At 38.4% G+C, this 21,312-nt stretch carries 17 protein-coding genes; 10 read left to right on the top strand and 7 right to left on the bottom strand.

The annotated features are described in order from the left end of the window. The first annotated feature begins 35 nt into the window (after positions 1-35). Positions 36-704: a hypothetical protein gene (locus G6Q48_RS10970; RefSeq protein WP_166266432.1), complete on the top strand. Its 669-nt coding sequence runs from the start codon at positions 36-38 to the stop codon at positions 702-704. After that, positions 691-1,347 carry a hypothetical protein gene (locus tag G6Q48_RS10975; RefSeq protein WP_166266435.1) on the top strand — a complete coding sequence of 219 codons (657 nt, stop codon included), beginning with the start codon at positions 691-693 and terminating at the stop codon, positions 1,345-1,347. Before G6Q48_RS10970 ends, G6Q48_RS10975 begins: the two co-directional genes overlap by 14 nt. Positions 1,348-1,504: 157 nt before the next feature. On the opposite strand, the gene cdd is transcribed toward G6Q48_RS10975, so the two are convergent. From cdd to metG, 4 genes are all read right to left on the bottom strand, one after another. Further along, entirely contained in the window at positions 1,505-2,392 is an 888-nt protein-coding gene (gene cdd / locus G6Q48_RS10980) for a cytidine deaminase (protein ID WP_004256516.1), read from the bottom strand. Between the two features lie 205 nt (positions 2,393-2,597). After that, positions 2,598-3,293, bottom strand: coding sequence for a CidB/LrgB family autolysis modulator (locus G6Q48_RS10985; protein ID WP_004256514.1), 696 nt, complete (start codon positions 3,291-3,293; stop codon positions 2,598-2,600). Further along, entirely contained in the window at positions 3,293-3,760 is a 468-nt protein-coding gene (locus G6Q48_RS10990) for a CidA/LrgA family protein (RefSeq protein WP_166266438.1), read from the bottom strand. The genes G6Q48_RS10985 and G6Q48_RS10990 overlap by 1 nt, the downstream gene beginning before the upstream one ends. A 142-nt stretch (positions 3,761-3,902) precedes the next feature. Continuing rightward, positions 3,903-5,930 carry a methionine--tRNA ligase gene (gene metG / locus G6Q48_RS10995; RefSeq protein ID WP_166266441.1) on the bottom strand — a complete coding sequence of 676 codons (2,028 nt, stop codon included), beginning with the start codon at positions 5,928-5,930 and terminating at the stop codon, positions 3,903-3,905. A gap of 258 nt (positions 5,931-6,188) precedes the next feature. Between metG and apbC the strand changes: the two genes are divergently transcribed. The 6 genes from apbC to asmA all read left to right on the top strand — a co-directional run bounded on the left by apbC (position 6,189) and on the right by asmA (position 12,538). Further along, positions 6,189-7,301 carry an iron-sulfur cluster carrier protein ApbC gene (gene apbC, locus G6Q48_RS11000; RefSeq protein WP_102138401.1) on the top strand — a complete coding sequence of 371 codons (1,113 nt, stop codon included), beginning with the start codon at positions 6,189-6,191 and terminating at the stop codon, positions 7,299-7,301. Positions 7,302-7,524: 223 nt separating this feature from the next. Beyond that, the gene (locus G6Q48_RS11005; protein ID WP_004909264.1) at positions 7,525-8,085 is read left to right on the top strand and encodes a LemA family protein; all 561 of its coding nucleotides are present in this window, start codon (positions 7,525-7,527) and stop codon (positions 8,083-8,085) included. Between the two features lie 86 nt (positions 8,086-8,171). Beyond that, positions 8,172-9,128: a zinc metalloprotease HtpX gene (gene htpX, locus G6Q48_RS11010; RefSeq protein ID WP_102138402.1), complete on the top strand. Its 957-nt coding sequence runs from the start codon at positions 8,172-8,174 to the stop codon at positions 9,126-9,128. A gap of 178 nt (positions 9,129-9,306) precedes the next feature. After that, entirely contained in the window at positions 9,307-9,951 is a 645-nt protein-coding gene (gene udk / locus G6Q48_RS11015) for a uridine kinase (RefSeq protein WP_102138403.1), read from the top strand. 38 nt (positions 9,952-9,989) lie between these two features. After that, positions 9,990-10,571 (top strand): dCTP deaminase, encoded by a 582-nt coding sequence (gene dcd, locus G6Q48_RS11020; protein WP_004909269.1) that lies wholly within the window; start codon positions 9,990-9,992, stop codon positions 10,569-10,571. Between the two features lie 128 nt (positions 10,572-10,699). After that, a complete protein-coding gene (gene asmA, locus G6Q48_RS11025) occupies positions 10,700-12,538 on the top strand; it encodes an outer membrane assembly protein AsmA (protein ID WP_166266444.1) in 1,839 nt (612 codons plus the stop codon). A gap of 79 nt (positions 12,539-12,617) precedes the next feature. On the opposite strand, the gene G6Q48_RS11030 is transcribed toward asmA, so the two are convergent. Both G6Q48_RS11030 and G6Q48_RS11035 read right to left on the bottom strand, forming a co-directional pair. Then, positions 12,618-13,157 (bottom strand): hypothetical protein, encoded by a 540-nt coding sequence (locus G6Q48_RS11030; RefSeq protein ID WP_166266447.1) that lies wholly within the window; start codon positions 13,155-13,157, stop codon positions 12,618-12,620. Between the two features lie 183 nt (positions 13,158-13,340). Continuing rightward, the gene (locus G6Q48_RS11035) at positions 13,341-14,924 is read right to left on the bottom strand and encodes a TerC family protein (RefSeq protein ID WP_166266450.1); all 1,584 of its coding nucleotides are present in this window, start codon (positions 14,922-14,924) and stop codon (positions 13,341-13,343) included. 242 nt (positions 14,925-15,166) lie between these two features. Here G6Q48_RS11035 and gndA point away from each other — a divergent pair, with 242 nt between their 5' ends. Together gndA and G6Q48_RS11045 are read left to right on the top strand one after the other, a co-directional pair. Further along, the gene (gndA, locus tag G6Q48_RS11040; RefSeq protein WP_166266453.1) at positions 15,167-16,573 is read left to right on the top strand and encodes an NADP-dependent phosphogluconate dehydrogenase; all 1,407 of its coding nucleotides are present in this window, start codon (positions 15,167-15,169) and stop codon (positions 16,571-16,573) included. 192 nt (positions 16,574-16,765) lie between these two features. Further along, positions 16,766-17,962 (top strand): multidrug effflux MFS transporter, encoded by a 1,197-nt coding sequence (locus tag G6Q48_RS11045; RefSeq protein ID WP_166266456.1) that lies wholly within the window; start codon positions 16,766-16,768, stop codon positions 17,960-17,962. A 72-nt stretch (positions 17,963-18,034) separates the two neighbouring features. Here the strand turns inward: G6Q48_RS11045 and G6Q48_RS11050 are convergent, their stop codons facing one another. Continuing rightward, positions 18,035-21,184 carry a M66 family metalloprotease gene (locus tag G6Q48_RS11050; RefSeq protein WP_166266459.1) on the bottom strand — a complete coding sequence of 1,050 codons (3,150 nt, stop codon included), beginning with the start codon at positions 21,182-21,184 and terminating at the stop codon, positions 18,035-18,037. Positions 21,185-21,312 lie beyond the last annotated feature (128 nt).

Consider the following 21,312-nt stretch of genomic DNA (forward strand, 5'->3'; position numbering starts at 1 on the left):
GTTGGTTTCTAACTTTATGAATCACAAGGATGTATATGAATTATAAATTAATAGTTGTGCTTTCAGTTTTTCTTCTCGGTGCTTGCCAAAATCCTCAAGGAAATAATGTAAAATATAATAAAAAAAATACAATAAATTTTTGTGAAAAAAAAGGTGTTAAAACGCCACGTCTTTTCTTTATGCTACAGATGTTATACTTTTCTGAATCTAAGGATTTAATATTTGATAGAAAAAAATTAGTCATTTTTAAGGGTGAAAAAGATAATAACCCAATGTTAGAATTTTTAAAGTATCCAAAAGAAGCATTTATTAAAAAATTAAGCCATGAACAGGCAATGGATTTTTATCGTGAGAATTTAAATGAAATGGGAATGTCTTATCATGCTTGGATTTTAGCAGATGTTTTAGATGTTATTAATGAGAGAAACCGAGAGGCACTATGGCAACAGTTCGTTTTTGTGATGAATAACAACGATCCTGCGAAGGAAGCTAAATTATTCATGGTGCTTTGGTATGCAATGGTAAGGGAAGCCGCTAAACCATTATCAGACAAGCAAATTAAAAGCAAAAGATGGCTGGGGAAGATGAGGCGGATTGCTTTAGTCAATAAGCTAGAGAGAAAGTTAGATTCTATGTTTGAAGAAATGATTAATGATTCAAAGTTTTATAATAAAAATCGAAGGGGTTCTAATGATATCATTTAAATCTAAATCTATTATTACATTAATTTTTATTTGTATAATTTTATCATGTTTAAGTCTTTTAAATAAAGGTCATGCTTTTACTGATAAAGACAATATTCAAAAGGTTAATAATTCGGATGATAAATATTTCAGTATTTTTATTTATCTAGAAAAAGAGTTTTTAAATAATCATATGAAGGCACGGGGTGAGTCATTTACCAGTGAAAAACGGAGTCAGTATCAAAAAGAAGTGAAATTAGCATATGGACGAATTATGAAAAATCGCAAAGAAAGTGATAACATCCCAATTGGTGATATTACACATCAAGAATTTATTCAAATAAAAAAAGAAGCGATGTTAAATTCAGGAATTCCTTATGAAGGTTGGTTGTTCAAAGATGTATTTGAAGTATTATCTATAGATAAACAGAATAAAATCATAGGGAAACTATTAAATAGTTTTTCTAATAAATCACGTAATGGTGAATCAGCGTTATTTGCTAGCATTTGGTTAGACATGAAAGAAGAAGCCGCGCAATCTGCATCGATAAAACAGCAACAAAGCCAAGCTTGGCTAGAAAAAATGCGGAAGATCCCTTTAGTTATTACATTAGAAGACACGATAAATGAAACAGAGAAATTGTTTAATGAATTCACTTACTAGGGCATATATTAATCAAAACTAGTGAGTCCTATTATGGATGGCCACTTTGCAGGTAAATGGTTTTGTGAACAAGATTAAAGTTCTAATAGCAACTATACGGTTATTACTGTTTATTCAAGCTCCCAGCAATAACCGTTATATTTAAATAAATATAAAATTAATCTAAATAAGCTAATTCAATATTTTGGCAACCCAGTGCCTGTAATGTATTTTCGGTAACATACCAATGTTTGATAATTGCATCTTGCTTTTCAACAAACTTAGCTTGGTCGATGGCGTGAATATCTTTACCTGCAAGGTTAATCATAATTAAAGCGGCTTGCAGTGGCGGTAAACTTGGGTTGAATGCGGCATTTTCTGCGTAGCGGCCTGTAAACAGTGAGCCATCTTTTAACTGTAACGCAATACCTGAATGAGATTGACTATAAGGTGCATGAGATTGGTTTGCAGCCTCAATTGCGGCACTTAATAACCGGTCACGGCTTTGGTTTTTATAGCCATGGTCAACAGGGTCGAGTAGTAAAGTAGTAATGTTTAAGTCAGACGGCCCAAATGAGTCGGGTAAATAGTGGTGTAGTACTGCGGGTGTGCGGCCTGGTAAATTCACCATAATTTTACCACCTTCACGTAATTCATTCATAAATTGGCGGCAGTGGCCACAAGGTGTGTAATTCACGGTAATTGAGGTAATCTGCGTTTCACCTTTCATCCAAGAGTGTGTCACTGCACACTGTTCTGCATGGATCACTTGGCCCATTGATACATGGCTAAATTCCATATTGGCACCAAAATACAAGTTACCACTTGCTCCACGTGCGATTGCACCCACGTTAAAATGGGAAATAGGAGTGAGGGCATAGGCAGCAGCAAAAGGCAATAATGCAAAGGCTAACTCAGCGTCGTCTACACTTGTTTCAGCTTTAATCTGTTTAACTTGTTCCGCCGTTAACATGCCTTGAAAATCAGATTTATCAATGATAGGTCTAAGTACTGACTGTAACTTTTCTGGAAGCTCGGCCCAAGCGGCCTTAAATCTTGAATGCATGAGTTACTCTCCCTATTTAATTGTTTTTATTCTATTCAATAATACGTAGAACTATATGTGATAATTGTCACTATTTTGGGTGTAATATATGAAACATATTCTTTTGTTGTGAGATATATCTCATATTTTATCAGTGTGCGTATGAGCAAGAGGCTATTGAACTCCTCTTACCCATATATTTGGTTATTGGCTTAATGAATTAAGCTTAGCTAAAAAGATGTAAAATGACAGGGAATATAAACGGGGCAATAAGCGAGGTGATAACCCCACAGGTCATTAATGCAAGGGAACTATAAGCACCTTCAATGTAATTCACTTCGGCACAGCGGGCAGTGCCTAGGGCGTGGGAAGCAGTTCCCATCGCGAGCCCTCTTGAGGCGTGGGTTCGTACACGCAGTACATCAAATAAGCTATGGCCAAACATGGCGCCTAAGATCCCAACAAACAACACGCAAGCGGCACTAATCGCAGGGATCCCACCAACCGAATCAGCGACAGCCATCGCAATAGGGGTAGTTACCGATTTAGGTAAAATAGAACCCGCTATATCCGGGGTTGCCCCCAACCATAATGCGATGGCAGCACCGCTGAACATGGCCACTAAACTACCTGCAAAACAAATGCTTAATAAAGATTTCCACTGGGCACGAATTTGGTGCATTTGTTCGTAAAGTGGAAAAGCGAGCGCAACGACTGCGGGTTGTAGTAAATCATTGAGTATTTTGCTACCTGCAAAATAGTGCTCATAAGAGGTATTCGTGATCACTAGTAGTGCAATCAATACCGCAATAGTAATTAATAGTGGGTTTAAAATCGGTAACTTAAATGTGGTCGACAACTTACGCGCTAAATAAAACACCACAATGGTCAGCGGTAATGACCACCAAATATGTTCTAACATTATTCATTCCCCTTAGTTTTATCATTATTAATGACCGAAGAAATTGGGTCTTCGGGGGGTAAAGGAACGTCATCAGGTTGAGCCCCAACGACAGGGCGTTCCTTATGAATATAGTTGGAACTGATGGCGACAACGACCATAACGATTAAGGTACTAACCACACAGGAAACGATAATAGGAACCATTTGTTGGCTAATTAATTCATAGTAATTCATTATGCCAACACCAATAGGAACAAACAGGATGGTCATGTTTTTCAACAAAATGCTGCAACCGGGTTGTGCCCACTTCGCGGGGATAATTTGTAACGCAAGCAATATGAATAAAATTAACATGCCGACAATGCTGCCGGGGATGGAGAATGGAAGTAGTGTTGAGATAAGGTTTCCAATAATCAGGCAAAGGTAGAGTATTGCGAAAGCTCGCAAATACTGCCATCCCGTTATCAGTACCTGTTTAAATGACATGAGATTGGTCCTGTAATGTAATATCTATTCATCATACAATTAACTTTATTATTGTGCTACCGATCACAATAAAAAGCCAATAAAAAATGGAGAGTCTTTAACCCTCCATTTTTGATGAATAGCAACTCAATTTAATGCGTTGTTATTTAACTTGCATACCGGGCTGTGCGCCACTGTCAGGGCTGAGTAAGAAGATATCTTTACCGCCAGGGCCAGCAGCCATTACCATGCCTTCAGAAACACCGAAACGCATTTTACGTGGTGCGAGGTTGGCAACCATCACCGTCAAACGACCTTCTAACGCTTTCGGGTCTGGATAAGCGGAGCGAATACCAGAAAATACTTGGCGCGTTTCACCACCGATATCTAATTGTAATTTCAGCAGTTTGTCTGAACCTTCAACAAAATCAGCTTGCTTGATTAATGCAATTCGCAGGTCAATTTTCGCAAAATCATCAAAAGTGATGGTTTCTTGAATTGGGTCGTCAGCGAGTGGCCCTGTGAGTTGTTGTACTGGTTTAATGCTCTCTTTTGAAGCTTCAACCATTGCATCCACTTTTGCCATTTCAATGCGGTTAAACAGCGCTTTGAACGGAGCGACGCTGTGGTTCAATAACGGGGTATTAATCGCATCCCATGACAGTTCACTATTTAAGAAGGCTTCAGCACGCTCAGTGAGGCCGGGTAAAACAGGTTTCAGGTAAGTCATTAGAACACGGAACAAATTAATGCCCATTGAGCAAATATCTTGCAGTTCTTGATCTTTACCTTCTTGTTTTGCCACAACCCAAGGGGCTTTTTCATCAACATAGCGGTTTGCGATATCGGCTAATGCCATAATTTCACGGATCGCTTTGTTATACTCACGATTGCTGAAATCTTCGCCAATAACGTTAGCAGCATCAATAAATTGTTGGTATAGCTCAGGCTCAGCCAGATTTGCCGATAATTTGCCATTGAAGCGTTTAGCAATAAAGCCCGCATTACGTGATGCCAAGTTAACCACTTTATTGACGATGTCGCTGTTGACGCGCTGTACGAAATCTTCCAAATTGAAATCGATATCATCAATACGAGAAGACAGTTTTGCGGCATAGTAATAGCGCAAGCAGTCAGCATCTAAATGATCTAAATACGAACGGGCGGTAATGAATGTTCCGCGAGATTTAGACATTTTTGCACCGTTGACGGTGACATAACCATGCACAAATAGATTTGTCGGTTTACGGTACTGGCTACCTTCTAACATAGCGGGCCAGAACAGGCTGTGGAAATAGACGATATCTTTACCAATGAAATGATAAAGGTCAGTTTTCGAATCTTTATTCCAAAACTCGTCAAAGTCGAGGTCGCCGCGTTTGTCACACAGGTTTTTAAAGGAGCCCATGTAACCGATAGGGGCATCTAACCAGACATAGAAATATTTACCTGGCGCATCTGGAATTTCAAAACCGAAATAAGGTGCATCACGGGTGATATCCCATTGTTGTAGGCCTGATTCGAACCATTCTTGCATTTTGTTGGCGACTTGTTCTTGTAATGCGCCTGAGCGAGTCCACGCTTGAAGCATGTCGCTAAATGCAGGAAGATCAAAGAAAAAGTGTTCTGAATCACGCATGACAGGTGTGGCGCCAGAAATCACTGAACGTGGGTTAATCAGCTCTGTTGGGCTATAGGTTGCGCTACACACTTCACAGTTATCACCGTATTGATCTTCGGCTTTACATTTTGGACAAGTGCCTTTAACGAAGCGATCCGGTAAAAACATGCCTTTTTCTGGGTCGAAAAGCTGTGAAATAGTGCGGTTTTTAATAAAACCGTTATTTTTCAGTTTCCCGTAAATCAGCTCTGATAAAACTTTGTTTTCTTCACTGTGTGTGGAGTGGTAGTTATCATAACTAATGGCGAAACCAGCAAAATCGTTCTGATGCTCTTGATTCACTGCCGCAATCATTTCTTCTGGCGTTACGCCAAGCTGTTGAGCTTTAAGCATGATTGGAGTTCCGTGCGCGTCATCGGCACAGATAAAGTGAACCTCTTTGCCGCGCATTCGCTGATAACGGACCCAAATATCAGCCTGAATGTGTTCCAGGATATGACCAAGATGGATTGAACCGTTAGCATAGGGTAACGCACAGGTTACCAGTAATTTATTCGCGACTTGAGACATAGTAACTTTCTTACTTCCATTATTTGAAAAGGGTCTTTGATGTTAACCGATCAAAACCATCGCTGCTAGGGGTATAAAATATTAATTGGAAATTTGTTTGAAAAGAATTTTTACCTCTTCGTGGCTTTTCCTATCTCGATATAATAACTTTCTTCCTGTTCTCTGTTATGATTAATCTCAGTCAAAGTATATCCGCCCAATTTTCTGTAACTTATTCTAGGATATACATAGTTCAAAAATATAAATAAAGGAGCCGGGATGAACGATAAATCCCCCGAGCAGAACAAACCAGAACTGCTGACTGAACAAGTCTCCAAAGTTTTGGCTTCATTTACACACCCAACACTGCAACGTAATTTGGTTTCTATCAAAGCGTTACATCATTGTGCAATGTTGGACAACGTGCTGCATGTCGAATTAGTAATGCCATTCGTTTGGAAAGGGCCGTTTCAAACTTTAATTAGTGAAAAAACCGCTGAATTAAAGCAACAAACAGGGGCTCATGCTGTTGAATGGAAACTGCGCCATGATATCACCACATTAAAACGTGCGAATGATTTGCCGGGTATTAATGGTGTTCGTAATATCTTAGCCGTCAGTTCAGGTAAAGGTGGTGTTGGTAAATCCAGTACTTCTGTGAACTTAGCGCTCGCGCTGGCGCAAGAAGGGGCAAAAGTCGGTATCTTGGATGCGGATATTTACGGCCCATCAATTCCAAACATGTTAGGCACTACCTTAGAGCGCCCAACCTCTCCAGATGGTCAGCACATGGCGCCAATTATGGCGTATGGCTTGGCAACCAACTCCATCGGTTACTTAGTAACGGATGACAACGCCATGGTTTGGCGTGGCCCAATGGCAAGTAAAGCATTAATGCAAATGCTACAGGACACGTTATGGCCTGATTTGGATTACTTAGTTATCGATATGCCACCAGGAACAGGTGACATCCAATTAACACTTTCCCAAAACATCCCTGTAACAGGGGCGGTGGTGGTGACAACACCACAAGATATCGCCTTGGTTGATGCCATGAAAGGCATCGTGATGTTTAAGAAAGTCAATGTCCCAGTACTGGGTGTCGTTGAAAACATGAGCGCGCATATTTGCAGTAATTGTGGCCATGTTGAGCCAATTTTCGGTACCGGTGGTGCTGAGAAATTAGCCGAGAAATACCATACTAAATTATTGGGGCAGGTGCCTCTGCATATCTCTTTACGTGAAGACCTTGACCGTGGCCAGCCTACTGTCATGCGTGATCCAGAAGGTGAATTTGCAGATATCTACCGTGAAATTGCTTCAGGTATTTCAGCCTTGATGTATTGGGAAGGGGATAAGATCCCAACAGAAATTTCTTTCCGTGCCGTTTAACTGGTTGCAGCTTAATTAGTTATAGAGCAAAAAGGCTATTTAGTTTTACCACTGGATAGCCTTATTTATTGTTGATGCTTTTCTTTACTAAACACGTTTCTTTTAACCTTCTATTTTTCTGAATTGTTCGCGGAACATTTCTTTATTGAGTCATGTTCGCGTAGAATAGCCACATCTTTTATTTAATCAGTTTTCTTTCTACGGGTAACCCGAAAAGGTGACTATGAAATTTTTAATTTTTATTGTTGTCGTGGTGCTGATCGTTATTTATTTTTATAACCGTATCGTTGCATTGCGAGAAGCTGTTATTTCGAGTGAAACAGAGATTTCAGTTCAATTGGATCGTCGTGGAAAAGTATTTGATAGCTTATTAGCAACAGTTAAAAAATATTTAAGTCATGAAACCGAAGTGTTCAGCAAAATTACTGAGCTACGGACGCAAGCACAAAATGCGACAGGGGATAAAGCCCGTGAAGCCGAAGATGCGCTTTCAAAAATGGTGACTAGTGGGGCGATTAATGTCGCAGTTGAAGCTTATCCTGAGCTAAAATCTGATGCCATTATGGCAAATTTACAAGAAGAAATTGTTTCTTCAGAAAATAAATTGTCATTTGCTAAACGTGGTTATAACCGTTCATTAGAAACTTATAATGCGTATATTGCTTCTATGCCAGCAGCGCTAATTGTTGGCATTATTCCTAGCTTAAAAATTTCAAAGGAATATTGGCGTCTTGATGAAGAAACCATTAAGACTGAGGAATCTCGTCGTATTAATTTCGATTAAAAAGCGCTTAGCCTTTGAAGTGATAAATCATCGGAATGCCTTATGGTGTTCCGATATTTTATGAGCGGTAGATAACAGGTCACATTATGGATTTTAGAAACGTCATTCGTAAAAATAATATTCGTACACGTTTGGTGGTGATGAGCTATATTTTTTTAATGCTAATCATTGGCTTACTGGCTGATGTTGCAACGCATCCAAATGAGCAATTGGATTTAGTCGATAATGCAATGATGTTTGTGACATTCCATGAATTACCTATCGCTACTTTTATTGTTTTAGGCTTAACTTTCCTTGGGTTAGTTTATATTCATTTTAGAGGCCATAAAATGATGTTAGCAGGGATGAATGCCAGAGAAATCACCCAAGAAAATGCGAACAGTCCCCAAGAGAAGCAACTTTTCAATATTATTGAAGAATTAAGTTTAAGTGCCAGTTTAGGCTATATTCCCCGTTTATATATTTTAGAAACGGATGAACCGAATGCTTTTGCCGCAGGATGGAATAATCGAAATGCACTTGTGGGAGTGACAAGAGGCTTATTGCAAACGCTTAATCGACAAGAGGTTCAAGCGGTTCTTGCTCATGAAGTTGGCCATATTATTCATGGTGATTCGAAATTAACCTTGTATGTTGGCATTTTGGCCAACGTGATTTTAACCGTGACTAATTTATTTAGTCAGATTTTTATTCGTACGGCAGGGCGCAGCCGCAATAATGCCGCGAATAAAGCGCAAATGATCCTATTAGTTCTGAATTTTGTTTTACCGTGGATAACACAAATCCTCTATTTTTATTTATCTCGTACCCGTGAATATATGGCAGATGCCGCAGCGGTGGATTTGACCTCAGATAACCAAGCCATGATAAGCGCACTGAAAAAAATCTCAGGTAACCATGAAACCCATGAATATGATAACAGCACGACTGGGCAAGCTTACCGAAAAGCCGCTTATATTTTTAATAAAGGGGATTCTGTGTTTTCAACCCACCCCTCGATTGAAAATCGCATTGCAGTATTAGAAGGAAAAAAACAGTTTTAGTGTATAAATGACATTTTGTACGCTTTGATTTACGGCATTTCCTCTCAAATGGGTGTTTTTTTAGCGAACTTTGTTGAGGTATGCTGGAACAACACGCCATTACCCCCTATAATTCCGCCAACATGACATTTTACTGTTGTGTATTTTCATTTCTAATATTCAACCAGGTTATCATTTTATGACTGACATAGCGCATCACTGTACCATTGTAGGTATATCGGGAGCCTCTGCATCTGGCAAAAGCTTAATTGCAAGCACGTTATACCGTGAGTTAAGAGAACAGGTCGGTGATCATAATATCGGTGTTATTCCAGAAGATTGCTATTACAAAGACCAAACCGAGATCCCAATGGAAGAACGCCTTAAGGTAAATTATGACCATCCCAACTCGATGGACCACAGTTTGCTTTATGAACATCTTAAATCACTGAAAAGTGGTCAAGCAGTAGAAATTCCACAATACGACTATGTCGCTCATACACGAAAACAAAAAACCATCACGTTTAAACCTAAAAAAGTCATTATCATTGAAGGTATCTTGTTATTAACAGATAAACGTTTACGTGGTGAAATGGATTTTTCTATTTTCGTTGATACACCGCTCGATATTTGCTTGATGCGCCGTATTAAACGTGATGTAAATGAAAGGGGCAGAACGCTTGATTCCGTTATTGACCAATATAATAAAACGGTTCGCCCAATGTTTTTGCAATTTATTGAGCCATCAAAGCAATATGCCGATATCATTGTACCGCGCGGGGGGAAAAACCGTGTAGCGATTGATATCTTGAAAGCGAAAATTGGCGAATTCTGTCAAGATTAAACCGCGCAGAAATTAAAATAATGAAGGGGGAAACAACCATGCGTCTTTGTGACCGCGATATTATTCAATGGATGGATGATGGTAAATTAGTGATTAGCCCACGCCCACCAGTTGAACGAATCAATGGTGCAACTGCAGATGTTCGTTTAGGAAATCAATTCCGCGTTTTTCGAGGACACACGGCTGCATTTATTGACCTTAGTGGCCCTAAAGATGAGGTTAATGCGGCATTAGATCGCGTCATGAGCGATGAAATTGTTCTTGATGAAGATGAGCCATTTTTTCTGCACCCAGGAGAATTAGCACTTGCAGTGACGCTTGAGTCTGTTACGCTCCCTGATAACCTTGTAGGTTGGTTAGATGGGCGTTCTTCATTAGCGAGATTAGGTTTGATGGTGCACGTAACCGCACATCGAATTGACCCCGGCTGGCATGGTCAAATCGTGCTAGAATTCTACAATTCAGGTAAATTGCCGTTAGCGTTGCGTCCTGGTATGGTGATTGGTGCTTTAAGCTTTGAGCCGTTATCTGGTAGTGCTGATCGCCCCTATAATAGCCGGCAAGATGCTAAATATAAAAACCAACAAGGTGCTGTTGGTAGCCGTATCAGCGAAGACTGATAACCGGTGAACTTTGCGGAAATTGTTGCGTTTTAATGGATATTAAATAGGTAATTTCCGCCCATTTTCAGGGATAGGTGTGAGTTCATTTTTGTGGCGAGCGCAAGCGGAATTAAAGAGAGGGAAGGATGAAACGTTTTTTGACGACACTGATTATTTTACTTGTGGTGATTGTCGCTGGGCTAACAACACTTGTAATGCTAGTGAACCCGAACGATTTTCGTCATTATCTTGTTGAACAAGTAGAGAAAAAAAGTGGTTATCAACTCGAGTTCAACGGCGACATGCGTTGGCATGTATGGCCAACTTTAAGCATTATTACTGGGCCAGTTTCCCTTACCGCACCGAATGCCGCTAAGCCTATTCTAAGTGCCGATAATATGCGTTTAGATGTTGAATTATGGCCACTCATTTCCCATAAGCTTTCTGTTGAGCAAATTGTTATCGATGGCGCTGTTATCCGAAAAACGCCAGAGAGCGAAATCCAAACTCACCATAACGCTCCTGTAGCACCAGGTGGTGCGCCGACAGCAGCAGCTTCACAAGAGAAAAGTAGCTGGTTATTAGATATAGAAAAAATTAATATTTCTAATAGTTTAGTTATTTGGCAAACAGCTAAAGATGAATTTAACCTGCGTAATATTGATTTATCACTGAAGAAAAATGATAAAAATCAGGTAGCGGTTAAATTCAGTGGAAATCTGAATAAAAACCAACAAGAGTTTGTATTTAATTTACGTGCGGATGTTAACTTATCCGATATTAATCAAAAAATTAGTGGGGCGTTAACTCAATTCGACTATAAATTGAGTGGTGTCGATTTACCTGAAAGTGGGATTGAAGGGCAAATAACGGGTGATTTTCTATATACCAAAGGGAAGGTGGAAAGTGCGAGTTTAAGCAAGCTGGCAATAACGGCCAATGAAAGCGCCTTATCAGGGGATGCCAGTATCCAATTAACAGACACACCGCAAATTGTTATTAAACTAGCCGCAGATAAACTGGATTTAGATAACTTATTAGGCACCGCTTCGGCAAATATTAATTCAGAAATAGAAACGAATAATAACCGTGTTGGTGTTAAACCTGTGATTTCAGGCTCTAATCCTCAGCAGTATGACTTATCAGGGTTAAAGACTTTTACCGCGAATATTAGCCTAGGGATAAATCATTTGATTTATCGTGGAATGATAGTAAACGACGTCATTTTTGAGGCGCAGAACCAAACACCACGCCTGACCGTTTCAAAATTACAAGGCAAAGCCTTTGGTGGTGATTTTTCATTGCCTGTGACGTTTAATTACAGCTCAACGCCTGCTTATGTTTCAGCAAAACCAGATCTAAAAAATATCGACCTAACACCGTTATTAAATGCTTTCAATATGCCACAAAAACTAAGCGGGGTTATTTCACTCAATGCTGCGTTATCCGGTGTTGGTTATGACGATTATGCAGTGAAAAACCAATGGCAAGGGCCGGTTAATTTTGAACTAAGAAACGCAAAATTACAGGGGCTGAATATTCCGCTATTAATTCAGCAATCCGTTTCCAGAGTAACCAATAAGATTAATGCACCCGTCAATTCGGGAAATTTCACTGAGGTTGATTCCTTCACTGTGACAGGAAAATTAAATAAAGGTAATTTGAATATTTCCTCTATGAATGCGGTCTCACCCTTAGTTAACATTAGCGGACAAGGTCGGATGAATATTCCTAATGAAACCATTGATGTCAATTTAGGGGTTAATATTTCTAATGGATGGGGCGGTGATTCACGTTTAGTTCAACAGTTGCAAGCTATGACTATTCCTCTGCGAATTTATGGCAGCTGGCACAATTTAAAATACCAATTAGATGTGGAAAAACTACTGCGTAATGAGTTACGGACGCAAGCTAAAGAAGCTATTGGTAACTTCCTAAAGAAAGAAGAAAATAAAGGGCTCAATGATTTATTGAATTCATTGTGAAGATAAATTTATGCTTCATATATGAATAGTATAAAAATGGAGCCGCTTAAAATAAGTGGCTCCATTTGATGGTAATAATTTATAATTCAAATTTGGATAGTGTTTTTTTGCCCATCAGAAGGTTATCATGTTTTTCATTATTATCTATGTAAGTTTGGTGAGTCTGATTCATTCTGACATTATCTTGTTTTTTTAACTTTGCTATCTGAGCCTCCACGTTTTTTACTTGACCTGGTGCACGATCGAGTGTTTTTTGCTTCGAACTATGATGCTTGTATGAAGAGCTATTTAACAGCTTTTGATATTTAAAGATGTCTTTTTGTATAGTATCTAATCTGTCCCCAAAATCTTTGATATTATCCTTAGAGAATGCCCCATTTTCTTTGTTGTTTTTAAAATCGTTAATTTTTGAAGTAATATCACTTAACAGCTTTGTAATGGCATTATTCAGTTGTTTAACATCTTTTTTATTAACAGTTTTTTCTGATGTAGTAACAGGACATTTTTGATTATTGTTACTAACGTTGTTAGTATGTCCACTTATACCTTTCGATGAATTACTTGTATTTCTATTTACATTCTGGATATTTGTATTTTGTTGAGGAGTTTTAATTCTCATAACATGGCCTTTATTAAAGTTAATTGTATTTTACTGGTCGAATTATTCAGTGTTTCAATGTTATTTTCTTTAATAAAACGCTACTGTTTTTATTGTTAATGGTTAAAGGGATAATATCTGCGGTTTTTAGGCAAAAAAATACCAGCCATATAGGCTGGTACTTAGTCAAAAAGCACGTGCTAATTAGTCATCTTCAAACTCATAACCATCCCCTTCAGGGGCTGGTGGAGTGATTAACACTTTATTGACGCGGTGGCTGTTAACCTCAAGAGGTTGGAAGATACAACCATTGATGGTGACCTGTTCCCCCACTTCTGGAACGCGCTGTAAGTGCTCCATTAAAAGACCTGCAATAGTTTCATATTCACGCTTATCGTCTAATTCCATCGGGATAAACATGATCAAGTCTTCAAGTGGCATAAAACCATTGGCAATCCAGGTACCGTCATCCAGTTTTTGAATGTCGTGGCGAGAGTCATTTTCTTCATCACCCACTGGCAAGTTACCTGCGATGGTTTCCATTACGTCGGTCAATGTCACGATACCTTCGATAGAACCAAACTCATCGACAACGAAGGCAAAGTGAGTATGCGCCTTACGGAACTGCTCTAACGCTTTTAATAGTGATAACCCTTCAGGGAATATTAATGGTTGGGTAATTAGCGCACGTAAGTTTAATGGCTGGCCTTTTAATTGCTGCTTAACCAAATCCATCACATGCACAACACCGACAGGTTCATCGCTGATAGTTTCATCGATGACAACTAAACGTGAGTGTGGGTTCTTCTCCATTAATTGCAGTAAATCTTCAGAAGATTTATTAATGTCGAGATAGTCCACATCATGGCGCGAAGTCATGATGCTTTCAACGTTGCGCTGGGCCATGCCAAGTACGCGAGCAATCATCAAACGTTCTTGAGGGTCAAAAACCGATTGATTATCTGCGATAAGGTTTGAGGTGTGAGGGTCTAATTCCCCACGCTCATTATTACCGCTAAGAATACGTAATACTGCTTCTGCCGTACGTTCACGTAGTGGGCGAGAGCCTGTTAGGAACTTACGACGGTTAAATTGGGCAAATTGGTTTAAGACTTCAATCATGATAGAGAAGCCAATTGCAGCGTATAGATAACCTTTAGGAATGGCATAACCAAAACCTTCGGCAACTAAGCTGAAACCAATCATTAGTAAGAAGCTTAAACACAGTATGACAATGGTTGGGTGCTGGTTAACAAAGCTAGTTAACGGTTTACTTGCCCAAATCATTAATACCATTGCAATGGTTACAGCAGCAATCATTACACCGATATGGTCAACCATACCGACAGCGGTGATCACAGAGTCCAATGAGAATACGGCATCAAGAACAATAATTTGTGCAACAACAGCCCAGAAATTCGATGTCTTTCTTTGGGTATTGGTGTGTTCGTCTTTCCCCTCCAACCGCTCGTTTAACTCCATTGTGGCTTTAAACAAGAGGAATAAACCACCCACTAACATGATCAAGTCTCGAGCACTAAAGGCGTGATCAAAGAGAGTTAATATTGGTTTCGTGAGGGTAATGAGCCATGACAGGCTAAATAGAAGAACTACACGCATAATCAGGGCTAATAAAAGTCCAGTTACACGGGCTCTATCACGCAGCTTTGGCGGGAGCTTATCGGCCAGAATGGCGATGAAGACGAGGTTATCAATACCAAGAACGATTTCTAGAACGATAAGGGTAGCGAGGCCCGCCCAAATCGAAGGATCTGCGATCCATTCCATACAGTTTGTTTTACCTTCTGATATGACGGCTTATACCGACGAATGAATAATGCGGTTTGTTGAATGAAATATCAATAAAAAATCACGTTAATTGGACAATTCTTGACAAAAATGGCCTTGTATACGTCATCGATTGCATCAATAACTACCATGCTGTCCAATCCTAGGTTAATATGTGATCCCGTTAACAGAATGTCAGCACGGTCGAGGCTGACTTAGTCCTAATCAGACAGGAGTTGTTCATGTCAAAGCAGCAGATTGGTGTTGTCGGAATGGCAGTCATGGGGCGTAACCTTGCGCTCAATATTGAAAGCCGTGGTTACTCAGTGTCTATCTTTAATCGTTCTAAAGATAAAACAGACGAAGTGATTGCCGAAAATCCAGGGAAAAAATTAGTTCCCAACTATACGATTGAAGAGTTTGTTGACTCTCTGGAAAAACCTCGCCGCATCTTGTTGATGGTAAAAGCGGGTGAAGCAACGGACAAAACAATTGCCTCGCTGACTCCTCATCTGGACAAAGGGGATATCTTAATTGACGGTGGTAATACCTTATTCACTGATACTATCCGTCGTAATCGTGAATTATCCGAGCAAGGTTTTAATTTCATCGGTACTGGTGTTTCTGGTGGTGAAGAAGGCGCACTGAAAGGCCCTTCAATTATGCCAGGTGGCCAAAAAGAAGCTTATGAATTAGTTGCGCCAATCTTAAGAGAAATTGCAGCGCAAGCGGAAGGCGAACCTTGTGTGACCTACATTGGTGCAGACGGTGCGGGCCACTATGTGAAAATGGTTCACAATGGTATCGAATATGGTGACATGCAGTTAATCGCAGAAGCCTATTCATTACTAAAAGGGTCATTGAACCTCAGTAACGAAGAATTAGCGGGCATCTTTGCTGAGTGGAACAAAGGTGAACTGAGCAGCTATTTAATTGAAATCACTGCAGATATCTTCAAGAAAAAAGATGAAGAGGGGAAATATCTGGTTGACGTGATCCTCGATGAAGCTGCTAATAAAGGTACTGGTAAATGGACTAGCCAGAGTGCGCTGGATTTAGGTATCCCTCTAACTTTAATTACTGAATCTGTCTTTGCGCGTTATATTTCTTTCTTAAAAGATCAGCGTGTTGCGGCATCCAAAGTATTAACGGGTCCAACCTTGAAAGCCGTTGAAGGCGATAAAAAAGACTTTATTGAAAAAGTTCGCCGTGCGCTGTATTTAGGTAAAATTGTGTCTTATGCACAAGGCTTCCAACAGCTGAAAGCGGCATCGGAAGAATATAACTGGGATTTAAACTACGGTGAAATTGCAAAAATCTTCCGTGCAGGTTGTATTATTCGTGCGCAGTTCCTGCAAAAAATTACGGACGCGTATAACCAAGATGCGAAAATTGCCAATTTACTGTTAGCGCCATACTTCAAACAAATTGCTGATGAATATCAGCAAGCACTGCGTGATGTTGTTTGCTACGGCGTACAAAATGGTATCCCAACACCAACATTCTCCGCGGCTATTTCTTATTATGATAGCTACCGTTCAGCGGTATTGCCTGCAAACTTAATCCAAGCACAGCGTGACTACTTCGGTGCTCACACTTATAAGCGTACTGATAAAGACGGTGTTTTCCATACTGAGTGGATGGAATAAAATTCGTTATCATTAATCTTTGATAACCCAAAGGGCGCTAGGTTTAGCGCCTTTTTTCACTTTTGAAGAGCCGTAAAATGTTTAATTTATAATTATAAGTAACTCATTAATTATACGGTGATTTTTGTTTTTTTTATTATTTATTACATCTAATATTTTCTAAACTACATTTATCGAGTCTAGGCATGGTTTATGCGTAATTTTCTTATCTTAGTACTTTTATTAGTATTACTTGGCCCATTAGGGATTGATTTATATTTGCCTACAATACCTGATATTGCGAAGGATTTAGGAAGCCGTGAGTCGGTGATCCAATCTACAATTGCCTTGTTTATTTTAGTTTTAGGCTTAGGGCAGTTAATTTCAGGCCCATTAGTGGATAGGTATGGCCGAAAACCTATCGCGATTTTGGGTATAGTGCTTTACATCATTGGGGCAGGTGTTGCTATTGCAGCAACAACCCCCGTGGTATTTATTGCCTCGCGTTTATTGCAAGGGGTTGCAGTCTGTTGTACTTCGGTAGTGGCATTTAGTTGTGTGCGTGACCGTATGAATGGCACGGAAGCGGCTCGTGCTTTCGGTTTTTTGAATGGAACATTGAATATTGTTCCTGCGTTAGCTCCGTTGCTCGGAGGCCTGTTAGCAGAAGCGTGGGGCTGGCGAGCACCGTTTTGGTTTCTTGCTTTGTATGCGTTAGTCATATTAGTGCTGATTGTTGCCTTTTTACCTGAAACTCGCCCGGCTAATTTGCCAAAAGCAAAAGTTATCCCGCTGAAAACCTATGGCCGAATTTTGGGGGATCGCCACTTTATGGTGTTTGCCTTAGTCAATGCGGGTACGATGGGAATGGCGTTGACTTATGTTTCTCTTGCCCCTACTGTGCTGATGGGGGATGCCCAGTTAACTCCGCTCGCGTTTTCTATTGTATTTGGTATTAATGGTTTTTGGATCATGTTTGCCAGTTACATCGCTAATTATTTTATTCATAAAATAGGGCGACCAACTTGTTTGTTAGTTGGTAGTTCAATGATGGCATTTGGCTGCTTAGGGTTATTGCTAGGTTTTGTCGTATTACCGATAGAAATACAAAGCCATTGGTTAGTTTATATGTTACCTGTCGCTTGCGCTTGTACAGGGCTGGCCTTTATGATGGGAACGGCAACCAGTTATGCTTTAGAACCGTTTGGTAATGAAGCAGGCACCGCATCTGCCTTAGTGGGGTTTGTTCAAATGGCAGGGGGAGCGACACTGGGACTTTGCGCTATCGGTTTGCCTATCGCGCCAAAAATGTCATTGGCGTTAGTTATGTTAGTTGGATGTTTATTCGGTTTACTTGCAAGAAAAACGAGCTTATTGCTTGCTAAATCAGCCTCGACGAGAACAATTTAATATTGTTATTTCAATATGTTATATGTGGTTATCACTAATTGGCTTAGATAATTAGTGATAACTTGGATAATATTATGCAATCTCGCCATTAATCGTTGTCAGTAATCTGTTCTTTTTGATTTCAATTTCTCTAGAATGCACAATTTTATTATCAATATAAAGATTAGCTTTTATAGGGTTTAAACTTCGTTCAATATTAATATGGAATTTATTCATCATATCCTCATTTGAACGGAAGTTATGAAGTTGGTACTGGCTTGTTGTCCCATTTTCTAAAATAACCTCTAAATATGGAATGCGAGTATTTATTTCTTTATCGCAGTTATAAACCATGCCATAGGACCCATATAATGAAGGATAGATATAGCTATCGATGACTTTTTTAGGGTCATAAAAGCCCATTAAGGTTACTACAGGTACTCCTTGTTTATAGGGAACTTTGTAGAGGATTGTTTTATTGTTATCGTTTCGATTCCAAGTGTAGCCATCTGAAATATAACATATTGAATCATTTTTCTTGATTGATTCAATTTGGTTGTTAATATGAATTTCACTATCCCAATCTGCAGATGATTGTATTCTTAAAACAGAATTCCTATTATTTTTATCTGCGAGTGGAATGTTAATTTTTGGGGCGTGATAACCATTTCCATTATAAATAATAACATTATTGTTTTTTCTTAATAGTGAGTTTAAGCCATTAATTGTAATATCTGAACCATTTATTGCAGTAAACTCGGTGGCGTTAAATTGTGAAAGTTCTAAATATGCATCTACCATCTCTTTTGTCTTTGGGTCCCATTTTTTATACCCTGTTTTTGATTCAGGACTAAATATATAGTTATTTTCCAATCTATTTTGAATTGCAATAAAGGAGTTAGGGGTGTAAGCAGTGTAAGCGTTGTAACGAGTATCATAAGCTTCACCTCCACTCATTGCATCATGGTTTAATGTACCATCTTGATATGTATTTGGAATAAAATAGTTATTATCTGAATCCCACAGCCAAGTTGAATTTTTTTTATTTGCGGTTGTATGAGATCCGCCTTCATCTCCCCCATAATAATCACTTAAGCCAAAATTGTGGCCGAATTCATGACTAAGCTCGTTATTATCTGTCCTATTTAACGTCGCTTTACCTCCACCACCAGACCAGCCGTGGACGACTCTACCATTTTTATACATTCCAACAGAGTTATAGGCAGTTATCTGGGATGTTGGAACAAAAGAATCAGCATCTGGAGCCGAGCTATTTACACCATAATTTGCCATATTAACGCCATTAGCATAAAAGTCTTTAGTGATCGACTCCCTCATGCTACCACTATGTCCTCCTCCTTCATCGGGGGCTTTATCTGTAAAAACTTGACCGTCAGGCATAACCACTTTTAATAAATGGATAGGTTCGTAACGAGAAACAATGAGTTTTTTGACTGGGATCGTTTGATAATATTGACGATTCAGTTCAAATTTATCTAGAAAAAGAAGTGTGTCTCTTGGTGGTGTAAGCAACCCAATATCAAAAGTATTAATGAGTAACTCATTTGGCGCACCTACATCAATGTGAGATAACATGCTTTTTTGACCTTGATAAATAAATTCAAGTTTTATCTCTGGATGGATATATTCCTTGGGGACTGTAGTAGACCATGTATTTTCGATATATTCTAAGTTATTAATAAAACTTTCTTTACTATTTTGATTAATAGGAACCCATTTTTTATCTAAGTCATAGACAAAAAGGATGCTTTCACCTGTTTGTAACTGTAAGGTGTTTTTTCCATAATGAATGTAGCTGCTATATGATGCATTCGAGCTAAACAGTATTTTTTTATTATGAAATGCATCATTTTTATCAAGAGTGAAGTCATGGCTCCAATTACCATCACTCGTTGATATTTTCATCGAATTATTGTTTTTTATTAATTGGTTGAAATGTTTTTGATTTTTAGAAATTTCAATAATCGCTTTATTTTCATCTAGAGTGATAGCGAATTTACTAGGGTGTGAGTTGTTAATTCTTGATTTGTTATCAGTAATTGAAATGTTTTTCCATACTCCATTTAAATCACAATGGAATAGTAATAACCCGTCTTTTTTTAGCTCATAAACTTTATTTTTAGTTTGGATGAACGTGGATTCTTCAGCTTCTGATGTAAATATGATTTTTTTAGATGCAAAATTTTTATTCTGCGATAGTGTGAATTTTTTGATTCTATCATAATCCATTTTAGTTATTTTTATGGTGGAGTTTTTTTCTAAGATATCCTCAAAGAACTCTGCATCTATTTTTTCTCTATCTATGTCGGGTAGATTACCAATTTCAAAATCGATAACTGGAAGCGTATTTGGGTGTGCTTTTTTAGGAGGGCTGTAATATTTTATTTTTTTTACATCATTTTTTGTTAGCCAATATCCATTTTCATCGCAGATAAAACGAGTGGCTGATTTTGCCGGTAGTGTTAAGGTGTTATTACCATAGTTAACTTCAACTTCATTATTATTAGTATTGTGTAATGCTATAGTTTTACCTTTATAGCTGATATTGTTATGAAGAATAAATGGTTTTTCTATACTGTTATGGTTGAGCTTTAAATTTATTTTATTATTATTTAATATCGTTTCATGTAAGTGGTTTTGATTTTTCGATATTTCAATTAATTCACTATTAGACCTAATGATGAGGTCAAATTTTACCGATGATTTAAAATCATGAGATGATAAATTAGTTTCTCTTATGCTGTTATTGGCTACTTTGGGTAGTTTGGAAGGAGGGGATAATGGCTTGTTCATTATTAAATAATTATTTTTATCATAAATGTTTAATTGAATATCATTAGCCTCAGGGATGTATGCATGTGGCTTAAACATAATTAAAGTTTTTCGTTCTTTAACTAATTTAGGTTTACAGTCCCCTTCGATATGGATCTTGGCTGGAAGAATATTAGCTTGAGCGAAAAATACATTTCCTTTTAACTCCCCCTTTACATCACTAGTATGTCGGTTGTTATTGAAATAATGTTTTGTTTTTTCATTTTGTAAAAATGAGAGGTTATCGAAGGATTTATTTATCTCGGATATTAAATGAAAGTAATCGATAATAGAATTAAATTCATTTTTAGTATCTGTAAATGAATAATTGTCTTTAATTGATGGTGTGTGGTTATTTAAGCTATTAATAAATAATAAAGGAGAGGCGGGGCTTAAGTGTTTATTCAGCATACAATATTATCTTCTCTATCTATTGTTTCGTGGAAGCAGCTAGAAGTTGTAATTGATGGTAAAATAAAATATCTTTAAAAAAAAGATTAATTGCTTAATAGTTACTCCTAAATGATACTCTAAGCATT

The organism is Providencia sp. M-27, from assembly GCF_011077905.1.
Taxonomy (GTDB): Bacteria; Pseudomonadota; Gammaproteobacteria; order Enterobacterales; family Enterobacteriaceae; genus Providencia; species Providencia huaxiensis.

Bases quoted from the DNA above. Each gene is read 5' to 3' on its own strand.
- asmA (WP_166266444.1), top strand. From the start codon at position 10,700: ATGAAACGTTTTTTGACGACACTGATTATTTTACTTGTGGTGATTGTC.
- htpX (WP_102138402.1), top strand. From the start codon at position 8,172: ATGGATTTTAGAAACGTCATTCGTAAAAATAATATTCGTACACGTTTG.
- cdd (WP_004256516.1), bottom strand. From the start codon at position 2,392: ATGCATTCAAGATTTAAGGCCGCTTGGGCCGAGCTTCCAGAAAAGTTA.
- G6Q48_RS11005 (WP_004909264.1), top strand. From the start codon at position 7,525: ATGAAATTTTTAATTTTTATTGTTGTCGTGGTGCTGATCGTTATTTAT.
- G6Q48_RS11030 (WP_166266447.1), bottom strand. From the start codon at position 13,157: ATGAGAATTAAAACTCCTCAACAAAATACAAATATCCAGAATGTAAAT.
- G6Q48_RS10975 (WP_166266435.1), top strand. From the start codon at position 691: ATGATATCATTTAAATCTAAATCTATTATTACATTAATTTTTATTTGT.
- G6Q48_RS11050 (WP_166266459.1), bottom strand. From the start codon at position 21,184: ATGCTGAATAAACACTTAAGCCCCGCCTCTCCTTTATTATTTATTAAT.
- G6Q48_RS10990 (WP_166266438.1), bottom strand. From the start codon at position 3,760: ATGTCATTTAAACAGGTACTGATAACGGGATGGCAGTATTTGCGAGCT.
- G6Q48_RS11035 (WP_166266450.1), bottom strand. From the start codon at position 14,924: ATGGAATGGATCGCAGATCCTTCGATTTGGGCGGGCCTCGCTACCCTT.
- dcd (WP_004909269.1), top strand. From the start codon at position 9,990: ATGCGTCTTTGTGACCGCGATATTATTCAATGGATGGATGATGGTAAA.
- G6Q48_RS10970 (WP_166266432.1), top strand. From the start codon at position 36: ATGAATTATAAATTAATAGTTGTGCTTTCAGTTTTTCTTCTCGGTGCT.
- gndA (WP_166266453.1), top strand. From the start codon at position 15,167: ATGTCAAAGCAGCAGATTGGTGTTGTCGGAATGGCAGTCATGGGGCGT.
- metG (WP_166266441.1), bottom strand. From the start codon at position 5,930: ATGTCTCAAGTCGCGAATAAATTACTGGTAACCTGTGCGTTACCCTAT.
- udk (WP_102138403.1), top strand. From the start codon at position 9,307: ATGACTGACATAGCGCATCACTGTACCATTGTAGGTATATCGGGAGCC.
- G6Q48_RS11045 (WP_166266456.1), top strand. From the start codon at position 16,766: ATGCGTAATTTTCTTATCTTAGTACTTTTATTAGTATTACTTGGCCCA.
- G6Q48_RS10985 (WP_004256514.1), bottom strand. From the start codon at position 3,293: ATGTTAGAACATATTTGGTGGTCATTACCGCTGACCATTGTGGTGTTT.
- apbC (WP_102138401.1), top strand. From the start codon at position 6,189: ATGAACGATAAATCCCCCGAGCAGAACAAACCAGAACTGCTGACTGAA.